The sequence below is a fragment of the Vibrio sp. 1CM7H genome, assembly GCF_023161645.1.
GTDB lineage: Bacteria > Pseudomonadota > Gammaproteobacteria > Enterobacterales > Vibrionaceae > Vibrio > Vibrio diabolicus.
This window is the reverse complement of record NZ_JALNTV010000001.1, coordinates 903,138-927,822: the sequence shown is the minus strand read 5'-3', so window position 1 is coordinate 927,822 and position 24,685 is coordinate 903,138. Positions and strand designations below refer to the sequence as shown.

17 protein-coding genes and 4 tRNA genes are annotated in these 24,685 nt (G+C 43.0%); 12 read left to right on the top strand and 9 right to left on the bottom strand.

The window, feature by feature from the left end:
• Window positions 1–153: 153 nt before the first annotated feature.
• On the bottom strand, window positions 154–1,383 hold the full coding sequence (alr, locus tag MSG33_RS04040) for an alanine racemase (RefSeq protein ID WP_134645707.1): 1,230 nt from the start codon (window positions 1,381–1,383) through the stop codon (window positions 154–156).
• 199 nt (window positions 1,384–1,582) lie between these two features.
• On the bottom strand, window positions 1,583–3,214 hold the full coding sequence (locus tag MSG33_RS04035) for a methyl-accepting chemotaxis protein (RefSeq protein WP_012842212.1): 1,632 nt from the start codon (window positions 3,212–3,214) through the stop codon (window positions 1,583–1,585).
• 552 nt (window positions 3,215–3,766) lie between these two features.
• On the opposite strand from MSG33_RS04035, the gene MSG33_RS04030 reads away from it, so the two are divergent.
• From MSG33_RS04030 to MSG33_RS04015, 4 genes are all read left to right on the top strand, one after another.
• Window positions 3,767–3,853, top strand: a tRNA-Leu gene (locus tag MSG33_RS04030).
• Window positions 3,854–3,890: 37 nt separating this feature from the next.
• Window positions 3,891–3,964 (top strand) — tRNA-Cys (locus tag MSG33_RS04025).
• A gap of 308 nt (window positions 3,965–4,272) precedes the next feature.
• A complete protein-coding gene (gene amyS, locus MSG33_RS04020; protein ID WP_248379947.1) occupies window positions 4,273–5,796 on the top strand; it encodes an alpha-amylase in 1,524 nt (507 codons plus the stop codon).
• A gap of 130 nt (window positions 5,797–5,926) precedes the next feature.
• Window positions 5,927–6,181 carry a hypothetical protein gene (locus MSG33_RS04015; protein ID WP_012842214.1) on the top strand — a complete coding sequence of 85 codons (255 nt, stop codon included), beginning with the start codon at window positions 5,927–5,929 and terminating at the stop codon, window positions 6,179–6,181.
• Between the two features lie 74 nt (window positions 6,182–6,255).
• Here the strand turns inward: MSG33_RS04015 and MSG33_RS04010 are convergent, their stop codons facing one another.
• On the bottom strand, window positions 6,256–7,044 hold the full coding sequence (locus tag MSG33_RS04010; protein WP_005396419.1) for a lipase-related protein: 789 nt from the start codon (window positions 7,042–7,044) through the stop codon (window positions 6,256–6,258).
• A gap of 68 nt (window positions 7,045–7,112) precedes the next feature.
• Entirely contained in the window at window positions 7,113–8,042 is a 930-nt protein-coding gene (locus MSG33_RS04005) for a CHAD domain-containing protein (protein WP_248379945.1), read from the bottom strand.
• A 301-nt stretch (window positions 8,043–8,343) separates the two neighbouring features.
• Between MSG33_RS04005 and MSG33_RS04000 the strand changes: the two genes are divergently transcribed.
• From MSG33_RS04000 to MSG33_RS03990, 3 genes are all read left to right on the top strand, one after another.
• Window positions 8,344–8,430: transfer RNA gene (locus MSG33_RS04000), tRNA-Leu, on the top strand.
• 37 nt (window positions 8,431–8,467) lie between these two features.
• A tRNA-Cys gene (locus MSG33_RS03995) sits at window positions 8,468–8,541 on the top strand.
• A gap of 981 nt (window positions 8,542–9,522) precedes the next feature.
• The gene (locus MSG33_RS03990) at window positions 9,523–11,205 is read left to right on the top strand and encodes an Ig-like domain-containing protein (protein WP_248380549.1); all 1,683 of its coding nucleotides are present in this window, start codon (window positions 9,523–9,525) and stop codon (window positions 11,203–11,205) included.
• A gap of 72 nt (window positions 11,206–11,277) precedes the next feature.
• Here the strand turns inward: MSG33_RS03990 and MSG33_RS03985 are convergent, their stop codons facing one another.
• Window positions 11,278–12,564, bottom strand: a complete 1,287-nt coding sequence (locus MSG33_RS03985) for a hypothetical protein (protein WP_104973723.1) — start codon at window positions 12,562–12,564, stop codon at window positions 11,278–11,280.
• Window positions 12,565–13,243: 679 nt separating this feature from the next.
• Here MSG33_RS03985 and MSG33_RS03980 point away from each other — a divergent pair.
• Window positions 13,244–14,839: a DUF11 domain-containing protein gene (locus MSG33_RS03980; protein ID WP_248379943.1), complete on the top strand. Its 1,596-nt coding sequence runs from the start codon at window positions 13,244–13,246 to the stop codon at window positions 14,837–14,839.
• A gap of 64 nt (window positions 14,840–14,903) precedes the next feature.
• Here the strand turns inward: MSG33_RS03980 and MSG33_RS03975 are convergent, their stop codons facing one another.
• From MSG33_RS03975 to rnk, 3 genes are all read right to left on the bottom strand, one after another.
• Window positions 14,904–16,688 carry an Ig-like domain-containing protein gene (locus tag MSG33_RS03975; protein WP_248379941.1) on the bottom strand — a complete coding sequence of 595 codons (1,785 nt, stop codon included), beginning with the start codon at window positions 16,686–16,688 and terminating at the stop codon, window positions 14,904–14,906.
• Between the two features lie 482 nt (window positions 16,689–17,170).
• Window positions 17,171–18,124, bottom strand: a complete 954-nt coding sequence (locus MSG33_RS03970) for a sensor domain-containing diguanylate cyclase (protein WP_046875474.1) — start codon at window positions 18,122–18,124, stop codon at window positions 17,171–17,173.
• Window positions 18,125–18,362: 238 nt separating this feature from the next.
• Window positions 18,363–18,770, bottom strand: a complete 408-nt coding sequence (rnk, locus tag MSG33_RS03965; protein ID WP_005394604.1) for a nucleoside diphosphate kinase regulator — start codon at window positions 18,768–18,770, stop codon at window positions 18,363–18,365.
• Between the two features lie 529 nt (window positions 18,771–19,299).
• On the opposite strand from rnk, the gene nirB reads away from it, so the two are divergent.
• From nirB to cobA, 4 genes are all read left to right on the top strand, one after another.
• Entirely contained in the window at window positions 19,300–21,864 is a 2,565-nt protein-coding gene (gene nirB / locus MSG33_RS03960) for a nitrite reductase large subunit NirB (protein ID WP_248379939.1), read from the top strand.
• Window positions 21,865–21,877: 13 nt separating this feature from the next.
• Complete coding sequence (gene nirD / locus MSG33_RS03955; protein ID WP_046875391.1) at window positions 21,878–22,201, top strand: nitrite reductase small subunit NirD; 324 nt, start codon at window positions 21,878–21,880, stop codon at window positions 22,199–22,201.
• Window positions 22,202–22,397: 196 nt separating this feature from the next.
• On the top strand, window positions 22,398–23,249 hold the full coding sequence (locus tag MSG33_RS03950) for a formate/nitrite transporter family protein (protein WP_248379937.1): 852 nt from the start codon (window positions 22,398–22,400) through the stop codon (window positions 23,247–23,249).
• A gap of 173 nt (window positions 23,250–23,422) precedes the next feature.
• Complete coding sequence (gene cobA / locus MSG33_RS03945; RefSeq protein WP_005394598.1) at window positions 23,423–24,181, top strand: uroporphyrinogen-III C-methyltransferase; 759 nt, start codon at window positions 23,423–23,425, stop codon at window positions 24,179–24,181.
• Between the two features lie 13 nt (window positions 24,182–24,194).
• Here cobA and MSG33_RS03940 read toward each other — a convergent pair whose 3' ends face one another.
• Window positions 24,195–24,635, bottom strand: coding sequence for a DUF4174 domain-containing protein (locus MSG33_RS03940; protein WP_182018505.1), 441 nt, complete (start codon window positions 24,633–24,635; stop codon window positions 24,195–24,197).
• Between the last annotated feature and the right edge of the window lie 50 nt (window positions 24,636–24,685).

Below are 24,685 nucleotides of genomic sequence, written 5' to 3'. Positions count from 1 at the left end.
TTTGTCATTTGCTAGGGCTCAAGGAAAGTAACGCAACGCAAATAGCAAGCTCTGTTCAATTGAGAAGAGCACGGATTGTTACAGATTAGTATATGAGTAGGAAAGCGAGCACGAGGCTCGCTTTTTCGTTCTGTTACGAACAACTGAAAGGGTTTATTTTACGTAGACACGAGGGTTCGCAGCACCCCAAACCGTGTATAGTTCTGGGAAGATGACCTCTGCATGTTTTTCCATTTCTGCTGCCGAAATCGTTTTGCCTTGCTGAGAGCCAAACAGTACAACTTCAGAACCAGGCTCAACATCTTTGATACCTGTAATATCAACCATAGTGGTGTTCATTGAAGCAACACCCGCCACTTTTGCTCGTTGGCCATTGATCAGTACTTCTGCCGTATTGCCCATTTTTCGTGGGTAGCCATCAGAGTAACCAACAGGAATGTTCGCCATTAGGCTTTCTTTGCTCGTTTTGTAGCTGCTGTCGTAACCGACAGTGCTATTTTTTGGCAGATGGTGAACGGATGCCACGCGTGTTTTGAAAGACACGATAGAAGGGTACTCAGGGTTGGTTGGCAGATCACCGTATAAAACGCCACCAGGACGAACCATATCAAGCTGTGCTTCAGGAACATTAAGTGCAGTGTAAGAGTTGGCCACGTGCAGCAAAATATCTTCGCGTTTTAGGCCCGCTTCTTTAATCAGCCATGCAGAGCTGTCTTTGAACGAAGATAACTTTTGACGAACTTCGTCTGCATTGTAGTTAGGGAAATGAGTCATGATGCCAACAATATTAACGCCAGCTTGTTGAGCGATTTCTAGCGCTTCTTGCTTGCCCGCTTTTGTCGTCATATCAACGCCATTACGTCCCATACCACCGTCGTTAAGAGCAAGGTGAACTTTGATTTCTTTACCCGCTTTCTCTGCTAGCTTAGACAGTACTTTGGCTTGCTCTGCAGTGCCAATCAGCTCTTCAATATTTAAGTCGATTGCAGCTTCGATCTCGCCAATATCCGCCGAGCGTACACGCATAAGTTGACCTTTAAAGCCACTGTCGCGAACGGTCTGTGCTTCGGCGTTACTTGCAACGGCAACGCAAGGGATTTGTTGTTCGATAATAGTCGGCATCAGGCCCGCGATGCCATTACCGTATGCGTCGGCTTTCATCACGGCGCAGATTTTCGTTTTGCCATCCATGTGCGACTTGAACTGCTCAATATTATCGCGGAATTGACCTAAGTTTATTTCCAGCCAAGCGTTAGCGCCTTGAACTTGCTCTGCTTTTACTACAGTGTTGCTAATTTGAAGAGGGGCAGCAGTAGCTTGCATCGCAGGAGCAACGGTTGCAGCAGCGATAGTCAGTGATAGTAAGGTTTTATTTAAGCGCATAAAGTCTCCGTACGCGTTTTTTGTATTGGTTATGTTATTGAGTACTTGGGGAAAGTACCTGACGAAGTAAAACGCTCCAAGTAGTGCTTTGGAGCGTTTTTGAAGATCATGATTCAATATACCTAAATATATCTCAGTGATTGCACTCAATTTGCGCAAATCGAGGTTGATTCAATATCAACTAAGGTATCCACTGAGTTTAACTCAGTTTAAAGCGGCTCATTACATCTTTAAGAGAAATTGACAGCTGGCTTAGCTCACGACAAGCCTGTGCGGTTTGCTCTGAGCCCTGTGATACTTCTTGAGATGCCAAGTGTATGTTTTCAATGCTGCGGTTAAGCTCTTCTGCAACAGAGTCTTGCTGGTTACAAGCCGTGGCGATTTGGGTGCCCATGTCTGAAATATCAGAAATCGAGTGTTCAATGTCGCTCATCAGCTGTTTTGATTGAATGCCTTGCTCTGCACATTCTGAGATACTGGTTCTAGAAAGTTCTGTCGCAGATTTCGCGTCTTTTGCAAGCGATTGTAGCTGTTCAATGATCGACGTAATTTCGCTGGTTGAATCTTGCGTACGGCCTGCAAGTGTTCGAACCTCGTCCGCAACCACGGCAAAACCGCGACCAGACTCACCAGCACGCGCAGCTTCAATGGCTGCATTAAGCGCAAGTAGGTTGGTTTGATCGGCAATGTCACGGATAACATCAACAATAACGTTAATTTTATTTGATTGCTGTTCAAGCTCTGCCACAGTATCGCCCGCAGCACCAATTACGTTTGAAACTTCATGAATCGCGTCAACCATGCCTTGCGTTTCACGAACACCGTGTTGTGTACGACGGTTTGCTTCGTTAGCTTGGTTCGCTGAATCTTCAGTATTACGTGCAACATCGGCTACTGCTGCTTTCATTTCTGTCATTGCTGTAGCAATGTGTGTAATTTGCAGTTGTTGATCCTTCATACCAGATGCAGAAATATCAGAGATTTGATTCATCTCTTCTACTGCACTGCTTAACTGTGTGACCGCAGCAATCACGTTGTCGATAACTTGGCGCAAGTCATCTTGCATCTTAGTGGTCGCATCTGCCAGCTCACCTAGCTCGTCATTGCCGATGGCTTTACGATCGATGTCGTTTGATAGGTCACCTGTTGCGATGGCATTTGCTTGCTCGACAACAAGTTTTAGTGGGCCACAAATAAGGCGTGTCAGCACGTACGTCATGCCTACCATGATAAGCAGAATAATCACGTTGCTTGCAATTGACGAGTTACTCAATCCATTTACAGAAGAAAGAATATGAGTTTTGTTACTGTCCATAGCATTTTTAAGTAGACGGATCAGTTCACCGAGCTCAGAGTCAACCGCTTCGAAAGCAGGTAAAGAGTTCGCCAAAATAGGGTGGGCCTTGCTTTTGTCGTTGGCTAGCATCGCTTCGTTGTACTGATCCATAGTGACCAAGTACTTTTTCCACTGACGCATAAGGCGCTGGTAAGTTTGTTGCTCTTCACCAGGCCAAATCGTTTCACCGTAAGAATCGAGCTCTTTGCTGATCTTTTCACGTTCGCGAATGTTGCTGGCAATTTTGTTTCTGATTTGGTCTGCGTCTTCATAAGTGTATGTCGCAAACTGAGCACGGCGCCAGCGAGACAAGTGATCTCGGATCGAATCTACTCTTTCCATAGCAGGAAGCGTATCATCGGTATAGTTTAAAAGCTCAGATTTAATGCTTTTGAGCTCTGTAGATAAAAATACGCCAAACGCAATGTTGACGATGGCAATGAGTAAAAACGATAGCGATATCTTTTTCGCTATAGAAAGATTCTTGATAGACATTAGTGATATACCTTGTTTTTCTTATGGTGTGTCGCCAAAGTAAACCACGTCCTTATATGTGATATATGTCCATTAAATTACTGCAACGAGTGTAAGCTATCATTATTTATTGATATTTTCGATAATGAATTGAGCTTTTTTTGAAAATAAAAAATGTCAATGATTTTATAAAGGTACGACCACATTCGATGCAAAGTTATCGGTAACAAAATATGATATTTCGTGTGAAACAGTGCCAAGAGTAGGGGCTCCAATTGTTACAGATGTTACAGAGCTGAAGAGAGTGGTGACTACGATCCGCGTTAGTCAGGCGTTTACAAGCTAAGCCGTTACGGGCATCAACATGTGTGTGACTTAGAGTTGATGAAAGCTAACGAGTGTTTCTTGGCCTAATTGAATGCCAATCGTACCGTCTGGATCGCTTTTTAAGCACTTAAATCAAAAAGATAAAATTTATTGTTGACCAGATAAATTAATCCGTTAAAGTACGCCTCGTTCTCACGGCAAAGGTCGCTGAGACAGATGGTGTCTAACCCATCGCATGATTGCGTTGCCCTGGTGGTGGAATTGGTAGACACAAGGGATTTAAAATCCCTCGGCGTTCGCGCTGTGCCGGTTCAAGTCCGGCCCGGGGCACCATCAAAATCTTTGGTAACAGAGATATAAAAATCAGAAAGGCGCCTTGGCAGAGTGGCTATGCAGCGGATTGCAAATCCGTGGACCTCGGTTCGACTCCGGGAGGCGCCTCCACTATTTCGAAAGCCAGTCTTAAATGACTGGCTTTCTTCGTTTTAAATCCATCATTCTATACTTGTCCACGCCTCTCTAAATTCCTCCCATGTTTTGATCACCATTCAATATTTTCAATGCACTAGTCATTGATTTTATAAATGTTAAATAACTCAATAATTGTATAGGGTGATTGGTGCTAATTTCTCTTCGATTGTAATCCGAACTTTTTGTATCACAGGCAGCAACTTGGCTAGCGTGACCGTTGGCAATGCTTGGTGTGTATGAGCAGAAAGGAGGATTTTAGTCCTTAACGTGAGAGAAAAATAATGAAAACATTTAAATTAAAACGCACTATTTTACCTTTAACCTTGTTGCTAAGTTCATCTGCATTGGCTGCTGAGAATGGCACAATGATGCAGTATTTCCATTGGTATGTGCCTAACGATGGCACACTGTGGACTCAAGTGGAAAATAACGCTCCAACGCTAGCAGAAAACGGATTCACAGCGCTCTGGCTACCACCTGCATACAAAGGAGCGGGTGGCAGTAATGATGTCGGCTACGGCGTTTATGACATGTACGACTTGGGGCAGTTTGATCAAAAAGGATCAGTGCGCACCAAATACGGCACGAAAGATCAGTATCTTAGCGCTATCAATGCCGCTCACAATAACAATATCCAGGTTTATGGTGACGTGGTGTTTAACCACCGTGGTGGTGCGGATGGGAAATCTTGGGTTGATACTAAGCGGGTAGATTGGAACAACCGCAACATTGAACTTGGCGATAAATGGATTGAAGCGTGGGTGGAGTTTGATTTCCCTGGACGCAACGACAAGTACTCTAACTTCCATTGGACTTGGTACCATTTTGATGGCGTGGACTGGGACGATGCAGGTAAAGAAAAAGCCATTTTTAAATTCAAAGGTGAAGGTAAGGCATGGGATTGGGAAGTCAGTTCTGAAAAGGGGAATTACGACTACCTTATGTATGCTGACTTAGACATGGATCATCCTGAAGTTAAACAAGAACTGAAAGATTGGGGTGAGTGGTACATCAACATGACTGGTGTTGATGGCTTTAGAATGGATGCGGTGAAGCACATCAAATACCAATATCTTCAAGAATGGATTGATCACCTACGTTGGAAAACAGGGAAAGAACTCTTCACGGTCGGAGAGTACTGGAACTACGATGTGAATCAGCTGCATAACTTTATCACCAAAACTTCTGGCAGCATGTCTCTGTTCGACGCACCGCTACATATGAACTTCTACAATGCGTCTAAATCGGGTGGTAGTTACGATATGCGTAAAATCATGGATGGTACGCTGATGAAGGACAATCCAGTCAAAGCGGTAACCTTAGTAGAAAATCATGATACTCAACCTTTGCAGGCGTTGGAGTCGACGGTTGATTGGTGGTTTAAGCCGCTCGCTTACGCGTTTATCTTATTGCGTGAAGAAGGTTATCCATCCGTGTTTTATGCAGATTACTACGGTGCGCAGTACAGTGATAAAGGGCATGACATCAATATGGTCAAAGTGCCTTACATCGAAGAGCTCGTAACACTGCGTAAAGACTATGCGTATGGCAAACAACATTCTTATCTCGACCATTGGGATGTAATTGGCTGGACTAGAGAGGGCGATGCAGAACATCCACATTCAATGGCAGTGATCATGAGCGATGGACCAGGTGGCTCTAAGTGGATGTATACGGGTAAGCCAAGTACACGCTATGTCGACAAGTTGGGCATCCGAACTGAAGACATTTGGACAGATGCGAACGGGTGGGCTGAGTTCCCTGTAAATGGTGGATCTGTCTCGGTTTGGGTTAGCGTTGAGTAATCCATTCTTGTGATTTTGATACAGAACAGGCAAATTTTGATGAAACTTTGCAGTGAATCAATACGTTATTTGATATTCACATAACAAATGAGTAACTTATATTTGAGCATTATCTAGAGGAAGATGAAGAATGGAATCTATTGCTGATGTATTGGTTGTGGCTATTGTGTTCGGTGCCATATTTGGGGGCGGGATAATTAAGTTAATCTTGAATCATCGTAAAGAAGTAAGAGCTTTGGAGATATCTGAACGTAATACGATGAGCCAAGAAGAACAAGATAACCTTAACAAGCAAATTGGTGATTTGAAGCGACGCGTTGAAGTGTTAGAGCGCATAGTCACAGATAGCAAATATCAACTTGAAAAAGAAATTGCCTCTCTGTAATTCACCACAAAAACGTAAAGCCGGCTGAGTCCGGCTTTTTAGTGCCTGTACATCATAGTTTTAAGGTACTTAGCTCAGCGTTCGTCAAAGAAGTCTTTATCGCGGATGTATTTACTCATAAAGTGATAAGAGAATGGTCGCATCAACCAACTAAATAGAGAACGTCCAAGTCGAATGAACGTTGGCGTATTCTCGTATATTCTCCCGTTATACAACCATAACATTTTGCCTACATGCCAATAGAGAAAAGGCACTGGCGGCATGAATGTCACGATGTCGATGTCGCAACAAATCCGGTAAGTTTTGTGCCCCAAACGGTAGCGTTTTTTAAAGGTCCAATCTCCAACTGCGGGCTGACCGAAAGTCACGACGCGTTTAATGCTCTTTGGGTATTTTTTCTCAATATAGTCGGCAAAAACACTGCCAATCGCGCCACCTGAAGAGTGACCAGTAATGGTGATTCTTTTTCCCCTAAGAATGAGCGGTACAACGATACCTTCGAGGCGCTCGATCACGGTCAACCCCAACCGATCTTCATTTCGGCTCGGTAAACTTTCTTGAAAAAGAAGATGATAGAAACCCGCGTGAATGCGGTAATTCAGCCCCAACCTTCGACAACTTCTCGTCCACATCGCGAAGTTTAACAACCAATCACTGATACTGTGTGAGCCTTTAATTACTACGACCACTTCACTCTGTTTTTTACTCCAGAGCACGCGAATCATAATCTTACCGTGTTCATTTCTAATGACTCGTTGCCCATTAGGATCGAATCCGTATTGAGTTTGTCTGAAGACGCGAGGATAGGCGAGATTACAGAGTACGGCATAGCGCTCATATTGGTATCGTTTTAATGGTTTCACGTTATCTTTCTTTATGGAGCCTAACGACTGACTGTAATTAATGAATATTAAAAATACGTGAACCTAGGTTAGTGCTGGTAGAGGCTTTGTGTGTTGGTATCGTGGATGAAAGCCTCAAATTGGTCTAAGTGCGTTAAGATGGTCTGGCGCGAAGTATCGTGATGTTCACTAAGCACGTTAAGCAGCTTTTTCAGGGTCTTACGATCTTTTTTATTGAGGTTTACTGCTTCTTTGAGCTGTGTGAAAAATTCAATTTGACTTGAAGTGTCGTTAAAATCACCGAGCTTGTCTTGTAATAGTTTTAATTGTTTCACGTTGTTTTTGTGCTGTGGGGAAGGGTAGAGTGCGGAAAACCCTTCTAGCAAATAACGCAGCGCTTTGCACTTTATCCTCATCGAATGAATCACGTTGTCACAACTTTTGTCCGAGATCTTGCGCCGTGTTTTGTCGACCTTTTTAAATTGTTCGGAGACTTTTTGGCTTGCGAAGAGTAACGCTGGTACGTTGTTATCCACTCGTTCGTGTTGTGTACTTCGCAGCAGACTATTCCTGACCAAAGTGCAGTGTATAGTGTATTCTTTTGTCGCTAGCCAACGCGCAACTTTTGCCTGTTCGTAAGCACGTTCGGATTCTATAAAGCCAAAAAGCGGCTCAAGAGAGGGTTTGTGGTTTGGGAGCATTTCAATGTATTGGCTTTTGTCCAAGATAAATACGTCCAAATCACGCAGCTTATTTGTTTTCTTCATCATTATTTTTAAATGAGGTTTCAAAATACGCTGTTCAAAAGGAGGTATCAGTTCGCGAAGTAGCACGCATAGTGAGCGTATGCGCCTCAGTGTGACGCGATATTGGTGTGTATATTCAGGATCCAAGTCTTGGACGATCCCCTGTTCCAGAGAGCGTGCATAATCAAATTCAGTAAGTAAGAAGTGGGGCACTACGAAGTCGAGTTCGGAATCAGTATGTAGCGGTAATTGAAATGATGACTTTCGAAACATGATGAGCGCTTATTTGTCCCCTGCAGTACGAGTTAAGTTTATACCCATACTGCCAATTTGTGCGACTTGTCGATTCCTCGTTGACATTAAGTGATGAAGCAAAGTAAACGAGAGCAAAGCATACTGATGTTCTTGTGAGCAAAATGATCGCCCTTTGTTCGTTTGAGTTGGCTTTTTAACCATTTGAATAAAAAAGACTAATTTTTTGTTGACCAGATAAATTAATCCGTTAAAGTACGCCTCGTTCTCACGGCAAAGGCCGATGAGACAGATGGTGTCTAACCCATCGCATGATTGCGTTGCCCTGGTGGTGGAATTGGTAGACACAAGGGATTTAAAATCCCTCGGCGTTCGCGCTGTGCCGGTTCAAGTCCGGCCCGGGGCACCATCAAAATCTTTGGTAACAGAGATATAAAAATCAGAAAGGCGCCTTGGCAGAGTGGCTATGCAGCGGATTGCAAATCCGTGGACCTCGGTTCGACTCCGGGAGGCGCCTCCACTATTTCTAAAAACCGGCCTTGTGCCGGTTTTTTACTATCTGGTATTGTCAAACTATTCTAATACACATTTTTTATTGAATAATTAATTTTTGTACAAATACCAACCTCAATTATCAGTTAATCACCCTTTAACTGGTTTTCCTGAATTGCTATCTATAGCGTCATATTGTCATGTGATTTTAGTTCAATACTGAAAATAAAGTTGCACATATATCCTGCTTGTTTCTCTATATGTCTTTAGTTGATATTGCACTGTATCGCTCAGTCTGTCTTTTAATCGAGTATAAAACTAGGTGAGCAAAAAACTTTTCACCACTTTAATTTAACGTAAATTTAACAATTAAAGATGGATAATATTACTCAAGAGTTGTTGAGGTATATTATTCGAATGACTCGTTATTAAGTTAATGAATTTAAAGGTTATAATTTCATGCGATGAAATTGAGGTTGTTTTAGTTCAATTTCTACTTGTTTGATTTTTAATGATTTAAATTGGCTGTAGTGCAAGTGATTTATTAAAGTCATTGTTGAATACAAAGTTTGTTCATATAAAACAATCATAAGGTTATTTTAAGTAATTGACAAAAATGGACAAATTTATTATTACACAAACTTAACCTAAATTACTTATTGCTCTGGTTGAATTTTGACCGGTTGCTTTGCTATGATTCCGGCTCTTATATTTTTGGTGGTTATCCTTTTATAACCATGTTGATGTATATAGGAACATATTTGGCTTTATAGGCTAGGGCATTTTATTGCCTAAAATTTATATTATTTTACCCTACCATTTCTGCTTATATTGGCGGGAAGTTGAACTAGTTATTAATTTAAAATTAGGTGAAGCAGTGATAAAAAATATTAAAATAAATAGAACAATCCTAAATAAAGGGTTGTCATTTTTATTAGTAATATTCGCTTGTTTACAGAGCATCCATTACGCCAGTGCAGCAGGAAGTACGACGGGACAGCAAAATACATTGGTTATCCTGCTGAACTTCAAAGAAAACCCAAATGAGCAGCCATTAACTTTGTCAGAGGCAAATAATCTAATCTTTGGCACAGTAAATGACTTCTACCGTGAAAGCTCTTTTGAGCAAATGTGGCTATCAGGGAAAGTCGTGGGTTGGTTTAATCTACCGTTGTCTAATCAGGTTTGTGATTTTACCGCTGTTCAAGATGCAGCGGATCAAGAAGCCATCGCTGCGGGAGTGAAGCTTGAAGAGTACGATCGTATTGTTTACTTGATGACAAAAACGGCATGTGGTGTCGCTGGATCGGCAACTATTGATGGCATGCCTTCACGCGCGCACATCAATGGTGATTTTTCTCCGATGAATATCGCTCATGAGCTTGGACATAACTTTGGTTTGCATCACTCTCGTGCTCTTGATTGTGGCGAGCATACGCTTTCAGACAACTGTACGTTGCGTGAATACGGTGATACCTATGATGTAATGGGTGGTCCAGACATCGGCTATTTGAATACTTTCCAGCGCGAGCGACTAGGATGGCTAGAGGGAGAGCACGCTTCAAAGACACTGGAAGTTACTCAAAATGGTACTTACTCCATCGCGAATTACGAGACGACTAGTGATCAGCCAGTTACGATAAAAGTACCTCGTGGTACTGATCCTTCTACAGGTGCAAAAAAATGGTTTTACATTGAATACCGCCAGTCTATTGGGTTTGACGACTTTTTAGATGCTCGTTCTTACTCGTTCTATCGTGGGGACGTTACGGATGGCATCATCATTCGAAGCGCTGTAGAAGGCGATGGGCGCAGCAGTAATCTGCTTCACTTTAAAACTGATTCTGAATATCGTGCGGTTTTTGGCCGAAATGACTGGTTTGACCCATCTATGCCGGTCGGTGGTAGCTATACTGACCCAGACTCAGGTGTAACATTGAGTTTGGTGAGTGCAGCGAACGGCATCGCCGAAGTAAGCGTTGTCTTTGATGGCTCTGACAACGGTAATATCGGGACTTGTACTGTTAATGCTCCATCAGTGACTGCGAAAGCTGCAACAAACAACTCGGTTGCAGCCGGCGATGAGGTTCAATATCAGGTCACTATTACCAACAAAGATAGTGCAGACTGTTCAGCGAGCAGTTTTTCTGTAAGCGCGTCAGTGCCAACTGGTTGGAAAGCAAGCAGCAATGCAATCACGCTAGCAGCAGGTGAAACCGGACAAGTAATGATATCAGTCGTATCTTCGGTTGACGCTAGTGATAAAGACTATGCTTTGAATATGATCGTGACGCACGGGGAGGACTCAAGTCTGCAAACCGCAGCATCCGTAAATTACTCTGTAACCACTGAAATCTCGCCATCACCAGAGCTCGTTGCTGTTGATGATCAGGTGACTATGTCTTCGAAGCAGTCGGTGACTATCGATGTGATGGCAAACGATGTTGTTGGAGAGCAAAACTCTGCAAGCGTGGTTTCTTTTACTAGACCAAGTAAGGGGCGACTAGAGCTGTTATCAGATGGCACCCTGCGTTACACACCTGAGAAGAAATTCAAAAATAACGACAGCTTTACCTATACCATAGGTGATGGTCAAAGCAGCTCGACCGCTCAGGTCTCAGTGAAGTTAGAGTCCTCATCTGGTGGCGATTCTGGCAACTCTGGTAACAATGGGAAAGGTAAGAATAAATAGAACGATATAGTTCGAAAGAAAACGCCTGACGAGTTAACGTCAGGCGTTGTTTTATTAAGTTGTAAGTAGACCTTATTCAGGGCAGTTAACAGGCTCTGGACAAGTTGGACATAGCGTACATTCTGCAGACGCTGTTATCGCTTCTACGACAACATTACCGAAGATAGTTTCACCACTCGCATCCACAGTATCTGTAAACGCTCTGACTTCTTCACCCGGTAATGGAAGGCCTTCACCATCTCCTGGGATTGGCTCGTAGTTACCAGTAAAGTCGTAACACTCAGCAGGCGCAAGCATACCAACCTGGATTGGATTCGAGTCTTTGTTGTCGATTACGACAATGCCGTCAATGGTGACATTGGAGGTATTACATACACTACCACTGTAATTGACTTGAAGACCGTATTCATTAATACCAGTATCTTCAAATCGATTCACGACGACGACACTACAGTCTTTCTCTAGAGACAATGAACCAGGGATGTTTTGGCTTGGGCATTCCCAATCTGCGTTGTCAGAAACCGCAACACCACCACCAGTTTCAAGTGCTGCGCTTACTTCTGCGTAGTTAGTGATACCGTTTTGGTCAATAATAAACGAACCATTAAACTCTTGCGTTTGTCCGACGGCGAGCATCGCTAAATTGAACACATGGTCACCAGCAGCCATATCGTTGTCAACGGCTGTAGTGTCTGTTGCCACAACATCATACAATGCAAAGTCACCGGTGTTTTCTACAGTGAGTTTATAGTTGTATTTCAAAGTGTTACCATTGACAACATCACCAAATGTACAAGTTTTAGTGATTTTAATGTCTGGTACGCCTGGTGTGTAACAGAATGAAATATGACTTAAGCCATAGTATCTACCGTTTTTACCCACAGGTGCATGTAGTAAGGCATCATCTTGATACAATAATCCATCTGTAAAGTAGTTATATAGGTTTCCGTCAGGACCACCTTTCACAAAGATAGCTTGCATAATCACAGGGCTATCACCTTGATCCCAACTGAAGGTTTTTGCCCCAGGTTGTTGATCAATAACCACTTCAAGCATGCCATCACCGAAAGTGCCGTCTGTAACTGGCTCAAGCTTGTATTCTATCAAACCATCGATCCCTGGAAGTAATTGTTGACAGGTGTTATTCCCTTCAACAAATATTGGTTGCACGCCTCGGCTTGAAGGGTCGCCAGCGGATGCGTAAACAATTTGAGAGCTCAGCACTAAGCTAACCGCTATGACCCAAGTAAACAGCTTAAACATGCTGCTGATATTGATCGCTGTAAGTATATTCTGGCTACATAAAGTGGAACAACGGTAACTCTTACTGCCCCACCAAGAGTTAAATATGGTTTTCATAAAACCTCCTTGTGTAAGTGGGCTCGCTACGTCCTTGAGCCCACATACGTGATAGTTTTCTCACAGAGTTAAACTGCGCCAGTTGACTAGCATAGAGTGTTCCACATTTAACCTTTTGTATTTGTTGATTATTTTTTATTTTTGTACAGAGGGGGGAACAGTTTGTTTATATTTTCATAAATGGTTGAGCTAAAACTTATTCGCTAAACGATTGAATATGTTTTAGTTAAATGAGTATTCAATTAGATGTGTAAAGGGTGTAACACTATGCAAACAGGTGTTACACATCACCTTCACATTAGTTGGGGCAGGTGAGTAAGCGTCTATTTCATATTCATAGTGGACAGTTTCAATACCGTCGCTTTTGTGCATCTGTCACAGGTGTAAACAATAAAGTGTCAATCTGTAACATTATCCTAGAACACGTATATATCTTTGTTATCGTAGGTTTTTTGTCTCTTTTGTTTTCTTTCTCTTTCTTTAAAATTGAACACTCTGTTCATTCTCTTCGCTGTTGAAAATATTTAGTTTAATAAAATCATAACCTTAAGTGGTGGCATGCTCTATGCGTTATACGAGCTCGAAACGAAAGTTGTATCTCGCTTTCACTTTTTCTTAAAAGGCAATTAATGACATAGGGACCTTCGTCTAGCTTTAGAAGCGTTCTAAGGAGTAGGTTATGAATTCTTGTAAGTCAGGTATCTGGCATACGATGAAGAGCTTTCTTTATGCAATATTTACAAGCTTGCTAATAGGTAGCTCTGCATTTGCAACACCAACAGATGGCGTGTTTGAGTTAGAAGCAAATGCTAATGCGATAGATGACTCTGGAGTAGGTGCTCCAGATGACTGGTCAACGCCGCCAAACATCGGCGGAGCACAAGTATTTAGCTTTGAAAATGACACGGCAACACCGGATACAATATTTACTGGTGGTAATAAAGACATCAAAGACATACCAGAACTCGGTTGGAAGACTGGTACGGTACTTGATAAAGGGGACATTCTTCATGCGTATGCGGCAGCATATATTATCGACAATGATCTAGTACTCACCTTTGGTGCAGACCGTTTCGGTAACAGCGGTGATGCCTTCTTAGGTTTTTGGTTTTATCAAGACTCAGTGGGTCTGAACCCTGACGGTACATTCACGGGTCAACATATTGCTGGCGACCTTTTGATTCAGGTGAATTATTTGCAAGGGGCAAACGATGGCCCTGAAATTTTGGTTCTTGAATGGGACACAACTTGTGCGAAAGCTGCTAACAATAATCCACAAGATGGTCAGTGTGCTGCGACAAACTTACGTTTGAAAGTTAAGACAAATGCACTGTGTTCACCAGGCGCGCAAGATGTGTGTGCTTCAACCAATACAACTGACTCACCTGCACCATGGGCGTATACGCCAAAAAGTGGTGTCGAAAATGTCTTCCCTCCAGAAACCTTCTTTGAAGGTGGTGTAAACCTTACTGAACTTCTACAAACAGACACCTGTTTTAGCTCATTTGCAGCCGAAACAAGAGCATCAAGCAGTATTACCGCTCAGTTGAAAGACTTTGTGGTTGGTGACTTTGAGTTGTGTAGTGTTGATATCACTAAAACATGTAATCAAGCGGTCGTGAATGAAACAGAAGATGGTTACGTTTACTCATACAGCGGCGACGTGATTAATGATGGTGTCGGTACGCTCTACGATGTTGTTGTAGAGGATTTAGAAGCAGGTACTACACATAGCTTAGGTGCCATTGCTTCAGGTGACAGTGCTTCATACAGCGGCAGTTTTGAAAGTACAAGCAATGGTCTAACTAATACGGTGAAAGTCACAGCAGCTGCGACTCCGGGTGGCCAAGCGACCATTAGTGATACCGCAAGTGATCCATGTGAGTCATTGAGCTTGTCTCCAATGATTAGTGTAACGAAATCATGTGAAAGCGGCTTCAAGCTTACTGAAAATGGTATCATTGCTGAAGTGAGCTTCTCGGGAATGGTATGTAACACAACGCCTGGACTTACTTTAGTGAATGTTTCTGTTGTGGATGACTCAGGTACGCCTGAGGATGCTTCTGATGACGTGACAGTAGTGGATAATATCGAACTCGCTTCGGATCAATGTCAGTCTTATACTGGTAGTTATATCCCAACGGCATTTAGCAATGCAGAAACGCAATCTTTCCGTGATACTGTTACAGCGGTTGGTTTCTTGAAAATCGATAATACTCAAGCGACGAATACAGCTTCTGCAGACTGTGATATTTGTCCTGCACCAAGCAACTAATTGACGTCTTGTGAATAAAAAGCCTGGAGTATTCTCCAGGCTTTTTCATATTGAATTGCGTGATTTAGTTCGGTTTCCCTTTACCGTTTCCACCACCATTCCCACCAGAAGTCGATTGTAAGGTGATGCTAATCGTCGCGGTTGAAGAAGATTGACCGTCACTGATCGTATAAGTAAATGAATCATTATTCTTAAACTTCTTCGATGGTGTGTATTCAATGGAGCCATCGCTCAGTACACGGGCGCTTCCTTTGTTTGGCTTAGCGACCGTAATCGCAAGAGAGGTCGATTGTTCAAACGAGTCATTATTTAACTGTTCGATGCGAACGACGGATTTATCACTGATCGTTACGCTATCATTCACCGCCTCAAGTGGTGACGTCGACTCAGACAACACTGTGTAAGATAGCTCGGTTTTGGCTGATTGTTCATTTTCAGCATCTATAACGTCAACGGCTATGCTGTAAGAGTTCGGCTGAGCATCGCTGTTTGACGTAACCATGACCGTCGTTTCTGCACTCATGCCGGAAGGAACCGTCAAGGCGCTTGCGTCATAATTCCATCCGTCAGGAACGCTTAAAGCCGTTGTATAAGTCGCGTCTGCACATTCTGTATTGTTCTGGTTCGTCACTTTAAGATTATACGCTAACGTTTCTCCAGCGTTTGCATCAGAACCTGATAGTGGGGTTAGAGAGAGTAGAGGCGATGTCGCAACGCATTGCCCGGATTCACCACCAAATATGACACTGACCTGTGCGTTTTGACCATTAGCACTTTCCAAAGTTATCGACACGCCTGTTTTTGGATCGGTGAACGTTCCACCAATTGGAAGAGCAGGGTCTTCCCAGTCATTACTCCCAAATAATTGTTTGAAAGTGGAGTCAGGCTTCATGTGTAGCAAGCGGCTACTTTTAAGATCACCGTCTGTCGCTAGGCGCACAACCACACCTTCTGTCACATCTTGGCGGTATACGATGTACGAACGGTCACGTAAAAAGCTGTCGTAGCCAAGAGCTTGTCGATATTCAACGTAAAACCATTGGCGCTGACCTGTAATTGGATCGGTACCTCTTGGGATTTTTAAAACTTTTGATGAAGTACTTTCAAAGTCTTCATAGGCATCAATAGAGTAAACACCATCACTAGAAATGATTTGAGCAGGGGAGGTCTGCCACCCTAAGTTTTCCAATTGGAAGGCGCTAAAGTAACCCATATCGTAGTTACCCATTGTATCGTAGCTATCACCGTACTCTATGACACGGCAATCACCAGCTAACGTACCGTCTTTACAGTCGAGTGCGGAAGCGTGATGCAATCCAAAATTATGTCCTAATTCATGGGCGATAACTCGAGGCTCGAAAACCGCATTTATTGACGCTCTAGAGGGAGTTACTCCTTGGCTACCAGAGCCTTCTGATGCACATCCAGTTTTGGTTGTTAAGTAGATAAAACGGTCATAGTTTGATAGTTGATATCCCGCAGTTTCAGCCATTTTGTCGGCTTCCGCTGCTACAGCATCATCATCGCAAATTTGGTTTGATATCGGTAAGGTGAATGTTCCAGCAACATCACCAGATAGCCAAAGTTGCCCCTGGGACATTTGCGAATAGAAGTCGCTAACGGTATTAAAAACAACATGATGGGCGTCTTCTTTAGAGATTGGGATCTCTTGAGGGTTTTCTTGGAAATTGACGAGTACAACTAATGTTTTTTGTTCACCACTAGCCACTTGCTCAGCATAAACCTCTGATGAAAAAGAATATGCTGACACGAGGGTTACAAAGCCAAGAGCTAGCAAGCGTAAATTTGACGCAACAAAGCCCAATTGAGGGAGGATGACCTTCTTCAATTTATATACCTACTTAATATTTTGATATTAAATGAAATTACAAATTCATAATGTTTTAAATAAAATAAATACCGAGCTCTACCCAAATAGAACCAGTAATTATCAAGTGTGCATTATGTTTTATAAAGTTTGTTTTATATTTGTGTGTGTTTATTACTTTTAAACACGAGGCGAGATATTAGCAGAAGGGGTGGTTAAAATTCAACCATGCATTTCGGTTTTTATAAGTTTATGAATTATAATGTTTAACTACTTTTTACTAGTGGCTTTTATAAAAATAATAAGAAATAATATTGTATGCAACAAAAGCAGTCACAAAGACAGTAATAATATTACACCGTGTAGTATGCAACACTCTTAATTGTTTGTTATTTCTTTTGTTTCCTATATAAATGACTTATTAAAAAATAAGACGCTATCAATTCCGTAGAGAAAATTGTCAAATTAAAGAAATATTAATTTCAAAAAAAACAAGAGAATTATTATATCTGGATATAGGCAACGCCATTTTTGCCATTTTTCTTTATCTCATACATTGCATGATCGGCTTTTTGATAAACTTCATTAAACTGTTGTTTTCCTTTATCAAATAGACAAACACCGATGCTCATTCCAATCGTTACTTTATTTAAGTCCTGATTTATCGCAGGAATGATGGAACTTAAGAGTCGATCACAAAGTTGAGATATTTCTTCTTGATTTGAATAAGAGCTTAAAACGACAAACTCATCTCCTCCTATGCGTCCGACTTGAGACTTGCTTGGCGCAAGCTCTGTTAAGCTATTGGCGATATTAATGAGGAGAGTATCACCAGTATGATGGCCTAGCTGGTCGTTAACTGCTTTAAAATTATCTATATCAACAAACACTAAGGCAGACTGCTGAGACGGCTTGGTTTGAGGTTGATGATTAAAGTTTTCCTCAATTGCTTTTCTATTTAACAGTCCGGTCAATGGATCACTCGAAGCTAACTTAGCCAGTTGCTGCTCATATCGCTTTTCTTTTGTAATATCGATATGAGTGCCCATCATGCGTAGTGGTTCGCCATCAGAACCATACTCGACGATGCGCCCTCGATCGTAGACCCAACTATCACTGCCGTCTTTATGAATCATGCGATGAACTACCTCATAAAGGTCGGTTTTGCCAGCTAGGTGATCTTCAAATGCACCCACCGCAAGATCATAATCTTCAGGGTGGAGATTGTTTTTCCACGTTTCAACCGTCGCGGTTAACTCATGGGGCTGATAACCTAGCATTTTGCCCCACTGCATATTGAATATCGTCAAAGTACCTGAAGGAATATGCTGCTCCCACAAACACAGTCCATTACTGTCGAGTGCAGCATTCAACTTTTCTTGTAGTCGCGCATTCTTCCGCTTCAGCTCTTCATTTTCTTTTTCTAAGCAGGCAATTCGAGTTAGATATTCTTCCATTTTGCGCATAATTTACGTCGTTTTCGGAGCGACAATATACGAAAAATACTTTGCAATTTCTATGATTGAGCTTGGAGATATAGGTATTGAATATGCGGTAAATAATAAAGAATCGGTGATGTTACTTAAGAGCAGCAAAGTAAATGCTTGGAAAAACAAAGAAGGAAATAGGGGATAAGCGAGGGGCTCTCCTGGTGCAAAGTCATAAATGAGGCCTTTGCACCGGGACTACTGAGGGTTAGCGGTTTAGTGCACCACAACGCTCAGGCTGGTAGGTGATATCGACAATTTCAATTGTCTTCACTTGATTATTTGGCATTGGCCATTCAAGTTTTTGACCAACAGACAAACCGATCAGTGCGCTGCCTACGGGCGCAAAAATGGAAATATCATCACTGCTTTTCAGCTCAGATGGGTAAACCAGTGTCTTTGTCATGGTTCTATCTTCACCTGCAAATTTAAACTCTACAGTTGAGTTCATCGTGACCACATTATCTGGCATTTGTTCTGGCTCAAGAACCGTCGCACGGTCTAGCTCTGCTTCTAGCTCAACAAGCTCCGCCGCGATGTTTGGCATTTTATCCAACAAAGCCGTGATTCGGTTCATATCTAAGCTTGAAATGTAGATAGAATTGTTTTCTGACATTTTATGACTCCCAAATAAAAGGCCGCCTCACAAACATGGGACGGCACTCTATATGTCAATTACGGTATCAATCATATGGATTTTATTCCATATGAACTAAATCAGATTCTAGTCTTTATAGTGCGACTTAGCTAGTAAAAGATTTTTGTTGTGAGACTTGATTTTTCTAAAACTTTCAGTCACTTCAGTTGTTCACCTTTAGTAGCCTTGAAACGGCTAGGTTAAAACGAATGCTTTGTTTTTAAACAAAGCTGGGTTTATCGTTAGCGTGGTTTAACTCGACAATCATTGCCATTCTGTAAAAGCCAAAACTGTATAGCCCTTTGTGAGCATGACTGCGGTTATCTCATTTTGTAAAAACTACCAACATCCGTTAATAAATTACCTTTTATTCTTCAATATCAAGATAAAAACGTTCATCTACCCCTTTAGGGTAGTTTGAAATTGTAATTGATTTACATCATGTATTAATTTTCTTTCACAATTAACAATGAGCTCAGTGATAAGAACCTAACCCTTAGGAATTATAATGAGCAAGTTGAAGCTAGTAGTCATCGGTAACGGTATGGTAGGGCACCGTTATATTGAAGACTTAGTCGAGAAAACTGATATCTCTAATATGGAGATTACCGTTTTCTGTGAAGAACCTCGTGTCGCATACGACCGTGTGCACCTTTCCTCTTACTTTTCTCACCATACTGCAGATGAACTTTCTTTAGTAAAAGAAGGCTTCTACGAGAAACACGGTATTAATATGCTGATCGGCGAACGCGCGATTAACATCAACCGTGAAAACCGCATTGTTTACTCAAGCACTGGTCGCGAAGTTCAATACGACAAGCTGATTCTTGCTACAGGCTCATTCCCATTTGTCCCGCCTATCAAAGGCCACGAAAGCAAAGACTGTTTTGTTTACCGCACGATCGAAGATCTAAAAGCGATTGAAGCGTGTGCGAAAAACAGCAAATCAGGCGTGGTTATCGGTGGTGGTCTTCTAGGTCTTGAAGCGGCAGGCGCACTAAAAGCATTGGGTGTAGAAACACACGTTGTTGAGTTCGCGCCAAAGCTGATGGCTGAGCAACTTGACCTTGCTGGTGGTAACCAACTTCGTCAAAAAATCGAGCGTATGGGCGTGAACGTTCACACCAGCAAAAACACGCTTGAGATTGCGGCAGAAGGCACAAACGCACGCAACGTTATGCGTTTTGCTGACGGCACTGAGTTAGAAACAGACTTCATTGTATTTTCAGCGGGTATTCGTCCACAAGACAAACTAGCACGCCAAATGGAGCTAGAACTTGGCCCTCGTGGCGGTGTTGCCATCAACGACCACTGCCAGACTTCTGATGAGAACATCTACGCGATTGGTGAGTGTGCGTCTTGGAACGACATGTTCTACGGCCTTGTTGCTCCTGGCTACAAGATGGCGACGGTTGCCGTTGATCACCTACTAGGTAACACAGAAAGCAAATTCGAAGGCGCTGACATGTCTGCGAAGCTGAAACTTCTTGGTGTAAAAGTAGGTTCAATCGGTGATGCGAACGGTCGTACTGAAGGTTGTAAGAGTTACGTTTACCAAAACGAAGAGCAAGAAGTTTACAAACGTCTTATCGTTTCTGAAGACAACAAGAAACTGCTTGGCGCGGTAATGGTTGGCGATACGTCTGACTACGGCGATTTGCTTCAATTGATGTTGAACGAAATCGACCTACCAGAACACCCAGACGCATTGATCCTTCCTGCACACGCAGGCGCTGAGAAACCAGCACTAGGTGCAGACGCTCTACCAGAAAGCGCAGTGATCTGTTCATGTTTCGATGTAACCAAAGCCAAGATCGCACAAGCGGTTGCTGATGGCCACCATACATTGGGCGACATCAAAGCAGTGACTGGCGCTGGCACAGGCTGTGGTGGTTGTATTCCTCTAGTCACTTCTGTCCTAAACGCAGAGCTTGCTAAATCTGGTATTGAAGTGAAGAACGACGTTTGTGAGCACTTTGCTTACTCACGCCAAGAGCTATTCCACTTAATCCGTATTGAAGAGATCAAAACGTTTGATGAGCTTCTGGAGAAATACGGTAAAGGTTACGGCTGTGAAGTATGTAAACCACTTGTGGGTTCTATTTTGGCTTCTTGCTGGGGTGAGCACATCCTTAAGCCACAACTGGTTAAGCTGCACGACACCAACGATAACTTCCTAGGTAACATCCAAAAAGATGGTACTTACTCCGTAATCCCACGCATGGCGGGTGGTGAAGTTACACCTCAAGCACTGGGTGCACTAGCGAACGTTGCTGCAGAATACAACCTATACACCAAAGTAACCGGTGCTCAACGTATTGGTCTGTTCGGTGCTCAAAAAGACGATCTTCCAGAGATCTGGCGCAAGCTTATCGACGCTGGTTTCGAAACAGGTCAAGCGTACGCAAAAGCACTTCGTATGGCGAAGACATGTGTTGGCTCAACTTGGTGTCGTTACGGTGTTCAAGATTCTGTTGGTCTAGGTTCTTACATCGAGAACCGTTACAAAGGCATTCGTACGCCTCATAAGATGAAGTTCGGTGTTTCTGGCTGTACTCGTGAGTGTGCGGAAGCACAAGGTAAAGACCTTGGCATCATCGCGACTGACGCAGGTTGGAACATGTACGTATGTGGTAACGGTGGTATGAAGCCTCGTCACGCAGACCTACTTGCAAGTGACCTAGATAAAGAAACGCTAATCAAGTATATCGACCGCTTCATGATGTTCTACATCCGTACTGCTGCGCCACTACAACGTACATCGGTTTGGATGGAAAACATGGAAGGTGGCGTTGACTACCTACGCGAAGTGATTGTTGAAGACAAACTTGGCATTAACGCTCAACTAGAAGCAGACGTAGCGAAGCTTGTAGACGAGTACGAATGTGAGTGGACTGCAACCATCAATGACGAATCACAACTGACTCGTTTCGCACACTTCATCAACTCTGACAAGCGCGATGACAATGTTGTGTTTGTTCAAGAGCGCGAACAGCACCGCCCAGCGACCTTCACGGAGAAACATCCTGAAGCGAAAGGCGACATCCTACACGTAGCGATCACTGAAGCATAAGGGAAGGTTGAACATGTCATTTGAAAAGATTTGCCAAATCAACGACATCGTACCGGGCACTGGCGTTTGTGCACTGGTTGATGGTCAGCAAGTTGCGGTATTCCGCCCAACACAAGCAGAAGAAGTGCTGGCGATCAGCAACACAGACCCATTCTTCCAATCAAACGTGCTTTCTCGCGGTTTGATTTGTGAGCACCAAGGCGAACTTTGGGTAGCAAGCCCACTTAAAAAGCAACGCTTTAACCTGACAACAGGTGCGTGCATGGAAGACGAGCGTTTTAACGTGAAAGCGTACAAAACGCGCGTAACCAACGGTGAAGTAGAAATTTCTGCATAAGCTTGGTTTGCATTCCCTCCTCCTTAAGGGGAGGGAGTGCACCGAGTACTTAGATTCAATAGACAAAGGCTTTCCAAGCGTCATCTTGGGGGAACAGGGAAGCGAGATGATGTCGACAGCAGTGGGTGTCAACGGGAAGCCTTTCTCTATTCAATCTTTAACTTTTTAACTTTCAATTTTGAATAAGGACACATTCATGTCTACAGACTTTAAACCTGCTGAATTCGTGCAAACCATGATCAACGTGGGTGAAGCGAAAATTAATACCAGCACACGAGATCTTCTGCTTCGCGGCACGATGGCAGGCGTTATTCTGTCTCTTGCGGTGGTGGTTGCTATTACCGCGATTGTACAAACGGGCATTGGCCTTGTGGGGGCGCTTGTTTTCCCTGTGGGCTTTGTGATTCTCAGTGTGATGGGTTACGACCTTGTCACTGGTGTTTTTGGTCTTGCTCCTTTGGCTAAGTTTGCTAACCGTCCGGGTATCACTTGGGGTCGTATTTTCCGTTGCTGGGGATTGGTAGGTTTGGGTAACCTGATTGGTTCTCTAATTGTGGCTTACCTAGTGGCAATCTCTCTAACCGGTAACTTCTCTCTAGAATTGAACGCGGTAGCGAAGAAGTTTGTCGATGTATCGACTGCCCGTAGCCTTGGTTTCGAAAACATGGGTATGGACGGATGGATCACGTGTTTTGTACGCGCTATCTTCTGTAACCTAATGGTGTGCCTAGGCGTGATCGGCAACATGACGGCACGTTCAGTATCTGGTCGTGTAGCGATGATGTGGTTCCCAATCTTCATCTTCTTCGCGCTAGTATTCGAGCACACCGTGGTAAACATGTTTCTATTCCCACTGGGTATGATTCTAGGTGCGGATTTTGGTATCGCGACTTGGTTGAACTTCAACCTTATCCCAACCATCCTAGGTAATATCGTTGGTGGTCTCGTAATGACTTGTCTGCCACTGTACCTAACTCATGCGAAAACAGCGCCTTCTATCAACGTAGTTGAAGAAGAAGTAAAAGCAGAGCCTGCAATCGCAAAATAAACTGCTTTTATCTGGCCCTACCTATGGTAGGTAGGGCAACTCAACTCATTTAACTTTCAATAGATATTGTATTGATTTGGCTATAAAAAGTAATAACTCCTTGGAGTAGTTTGAACCTTAAGTTAATAACGTGAGTGTTACTCTTTATATCCAAATTTCCGATAGGCGTTGATATGACTACTGCGAACTCATCTTTAAACAGCGGCTTTGTTTCTCTAGTAGGTGCGGGGCCGGGCGATCCAGACTTGCTGACAGTCAAAGGTTTGAAAGCGATTCAAGCGGCTGAAGTTGTGGTGTATGACCGATTAGTGTCGAAAGACATTCTTGAATTGGCGCATGCATCAGCGGAGATGATCTACGTAGGCAAAAAATTGGACTTTCACTGTGTACCTCAAGATCAAATTAACCAAATCTTGGTACAAAAAGCACAAGAAGGTAAACGCGTTGTGCGCCTAAAAGGTGGTGATTCTTTCATCTTTGGACGCGGGGGTGAAGAGTTAGAAGAGCTTGCAGAATACGGCATCAAATACGAAGTGGTGCCGGGGATCACCGCGGCGGCGGGTGCAACAGCTTATGCTGGTATTCCATTAACGCACCGTGATCATGCGCAAAGTGTTCAATTTATTACGGGTCACGTGCAAAAAGACGGTCGCGAAATTGAGTGGCATTCGTTAGCGCAATCTAACAACACACTTGTGTTCTACATGGGTTTGAAGCAAAGCGGTCACATCATGGATAACCTGATCACTCACGGATTAGATCCAGAGATGTCATGCGCCATTATTGAAAATGGTACGCGTCCAGAGCAGCGCGTGTTCCAAGGAAAACTGAACGAACTTTCTGAAATGGCTGAGAAAGCGATCAGTCCAGCATTGATCGTCGTTGGCAGCGTGACTCAGTTGCACAACAAACTAGACTGGTTTAGAAAATAAGTTCGTCTAATGGTTAGATTTTGCAGGGGCTGTGACGTCTCTGCATTTCTTGCTTACGCATTGGCATTTGATCAATCAAGTTGTTGATAAATGGCCAATCCGTTTCTGCGCCCCATCGGTATTTCTCTTGGCCATCTTTACCCAGTAAAATTGCGGTATGTGAGCCTTTTTCAATTTCATACAGCTTGGCAAGCATTTTCAAATCAAACTCTTCTTTGAGCCAAGCTGGAGACGTGTAACCTTGTTCTGTAATGACTAATGTGACCACGTCTCTGTCTTCCAACTCGCACTCATTCATGAGTGCTTCTAGTAAGAATTGTTTAACGTATTCATCATTTTCTGGAGCGAAGTAAAGCACACTCCGATGCGGCCAGTACTTTGAATGTGCTGGATAACCGAATGCTGTCGATGACAAGATACAAGAAAGTAGTATCACTAGTAACTTTCCGCCCATGACAGTTCCCCTAGAAACCCAAATACCGTTTATACGTTAAGTTTAGTGGA

Coding starts and splice junctions, on each gene's coding strand:
- alr (WP_134645707.1), bottom strand. CDS start 1,383: ATGCGCTTAAATAAAACCTTACTATCACTGACTATCGCTGCTGCAACC.
- amyS (WP_248379947.1), top strand. CDS start 4,273: ATGAAAACATTTAAATTAAAACGCACTATTTTACCTTTAACCTTGTTG.
- cobA (WP_005394598.1), top strand. CDS start 23,423: ATGACTACTGCGAACTCATCTTTAAACAGCGGCTTTGTTTCTCTAGTA.
- MSG33_RS03970 (WP_046875474.1), bottom strand. CDS start 18,124: ATGGAAGAATATCTAACTCGAATTGCCTGCTTAGAAAAAGAAAATGAA.
- nirB (WP_248379939.1), top strand. CDS start 19,300: ATGAGCAAGTTGAAGCTAGTAGTCATCGGTAACGGTATGGTAGGGCAC.
- MSG33_RS04005 (WP_248379945.1), bottom strand. CDS start 8,042: ATGTTTCGAAAGTCATCATTTCAATTACCGCTACATACTGATTCCGAA.
- MSG33_RS04035 (WP_012842212.1), bottom strand. CDS start 3,214: ATGTCTATCAAGAATCTTTCTATAGCGAAAAAGATATCGCTATCGTTT.
- rnk (WP_005394604.1), bottom strand. CDS start 18,770: ATGTCAGAAAACAATTCTATCTACATTTCAAGCTTAGATATGAACCGA.
- nirD (WP_046875391.1), top strand. CDS start 21,878: ATGTCATTTGAAAAGATTTGCCAAATCAACGACATCGTACCGGGCACT.
- MSG33_RS04015 (WP_012842214.1), top strand. CDS start 5,927: ATGGAATCTATTGCTGATGTATTGGTTGTGGCTATTGTGTTCGGTGCC.
- MSG33_RS03980 (WP_248379943.1), top strand. CDS start 13,244: ATGAATTCTTGTAAGTCAGGTATCTGGCATACGATGAAGAGCTTTCTT.
- MSG33_RS03985 (WP_104973723.1), bottom strand. CDS start 12,564: ATGAAAACCATATTTAACTCTTGGTGGGGCAGTAAGAGTTACCGTTGT.
- MSG33_RS03940 (WP_182018505.1), bottom strand. CDS start 24,635: ATGGGCGGAAAGTTACTAGTGATACTACTTTCTTGTATCTTGTCATCG.
- MSG33_RS03950 (WP_248379937.1), top strand. CDS start 22,398: ATGTCTACAGACTTTAAACCTGCTGAATTCGTGCAAACCATGATCAAC.